We start from the raw sequence: 1,474 nt of genomic DNA, 5'->3' as shown, positions 1-1,474 counted from the left end.
AACTATGCTTTTTCTTACAGTCTTTTAGGAGAAAGTGCTACAGGAGGGATCTTATCCCAGCAATATATACTTGCTGACGGAGGGTTCAAATCATTTATCCCCGGTACTGTTAACCAATGGATCACCTCTTTTAATGTGGATTCCAGTGTATGGAAAATTTTCCATGTATATGCTGATGTCGGAATATATAAAAATAAAAACGCTTCTACCCAGTTTATCTGGGACAGCGGTATCAAAGTAAGAGTAATCCCTGATTTTCTTGAAGTATACTTCCCTATTCAATCCTCTTTAGGTTTTGAGCCTTCATTTAAAGATTACGCAAAACGCATACGGTACACTTTAGTTTTAAACTTGGGAGCTGTAATCAATGCAGCAAGAAGAGGTTGGTATTAAATAAAAATATCATAGAAAAAAAGTCAGGCATTCTACGAATGCCTGACTTTTTTATTTTTAAGCCTTAAAGAATTAGTCTTTTAAGATTTTCTGAGAAACCGGCTGGTTATTTACCGTACCTGTAACGATATAGTTTCCTTTTGTTAATTCAGCCACATTTAAGATTGTAGAATCTTTTGCAGAAGTTTTTACAACCTGTCCGAACATATTATAGATCTTAACATCTTTCACCTGAGATCCGAAAACGATTTCATCATCCGTAACGAAAGAATTTTTAATAAAGCTTCCTTTTACGTTTTTGATGTCAGAAACACCTAGAGTTGTGCTGGTTCCGGTTAGTGTTAAGTCATCAAGCCTCCACTGGGTAGTATTAGTATTGGTAAATCTGATACTCAAACTTGTTGTAGATGGAATGGTGCCAGTTGGAGTAATTAAAATGTAACTATTTGCAGTTCCTGTTCCGGTAGGTCTAGTATAAGTTAATGGTGTCCAAGTATTTCCGTCAGCACTTACTTCTACAGTTAATTCATTACTAGCGGCATTTGTTGACTTTAATTGTCCGAAACTCATTTGAATATTAGAGTAATTTGAAGTATTAATCCCACTAATCACGAAATTTGTTCCAGCAGTGCTTGTGAAAAATATGTTACCTCCACCTGAAGCACCAGTGTATCCTGAAGATGCACTCGTTACTCTAACATCAGCAGTTCCTGAATAAGTGACAGGACTTCCATTTTGAAATGTGTTTGCTGCTATTGCAGTAGTAGTTGTGGGCGTCCCCATATTTTCAGAATAAAAGGTTGTTTGTGCAAAAGCAGTAACGCTCATCATTACTGTTGCAAAAAGTGAATAAAACTTTTTCATAATCTATTTTTTTGATATTATTAATTTATAAGACAAAATTACGTCTATTTTTCAATCCAAAACAATAATCGGGTTAATTTTTTGTTAATAATACTAAAACCTTTACCATTAACATTTTTTAGTTATTTTTACCAATTATTTTACAGAGGGCTTGCGAAATTATCTTCTAATATTCGTGTTTTTTTTCATGGGCATATTTTCGGGTAATGCACAAATA

The 1,474-nt window shown here is 34.2% G+C and carries 1 protein-coding gene and 1 pseudogene; one reads left to right on the top strand and one right to left on the bottom strand.

What is annotated here, in order from left to right; translation table 11 throughout:
* Positions 1-393 (top strand): annotated as a pseudogene (locus tag ACGHIN_RS17245) (aminopeptidase); the annotation flags it as partial.
* 72 nt (positions 394-465) lie between these two features.
* Here ACGHIN_RS17245 and ACGHIN_RS17240 read toward each other — a convergent pair.
* A complete protein-coding gene (locus tag ACGHIN_RS17240) occupies positions 466-1,257 on the bottom strand; it encodes a T9SS type A sorting domain-containing protein (RefSeq protein WP_390456466.1) in 792 nt (263 codons plus the stop codon).
* Positions 1,258-1,474 lie beyond the last annotated feature (217 nt).

Origin of the sequence: Chryseobacterium barbadense, assembly GCF_042849955.1 — a bacterium.
Taxonomy (GTDB): Bacteria; Bacteroidota; Bacteroidia; order Flavobacteriales; family Weeksellaceae; genus Chryseobacterium.
This window is presented reverse-complemented; position numbering and strand designations above follow the sequence as displayed.

Bases quoted from the DNA above. Each gene is read 5' to 3' on its own strand.
- ACGHIN_RS17240 (WP_390456466.1), bottom strand. From the start codon at position 1,257: ATGAAAAAGTTTTATTCACTTTTTGCAACAGTAATGATGAGCGTTACT.